The 204-nt window shown below is 79.9% G+C and carries 1 protein-coding gene; it reads left to right on the forward strand.

The genetic code is table 11. The features are described from left to right. The coding region (locus tag QWJ41_RS21955; RefSeq protein WP_500684583.1) for a SigE family RNA polymerase sigma factor at positions 1–204 on the forward strand (204 nt) is incomplete at both ends.

Consider the following 204-nt stretch of genomic DNA (forward strand, 5'->3'; position numbering starts at 1 on the left):
CGCGCCGAGCACCCCGAGGCGTGGGTGCGCACCACCGCGCACCGGTTGGCGGTCAGCCGCTGGCGGCGTACGCGGCTCGCGACGCGGCCCACCGCCCGCGCGGTCGACCCCCGCACCACGACCGCCCCGCCCAGCGAGTCGCACGTGGCCCTGGTGCGGGCCCTCGAGCAGCTGCCCGAGGCCCAGCGGCACACGCTCGTGCTG

The organism is Nocardioides cremeus, from assembly GCF_030518195.1.
GTDB classification, from domain to species: Bacteria; Actinomycetota; Actinomycetes; order Propionibacteriales; family Nocardioidaceae; genus Nocardioides; species Nocardioides cremeus.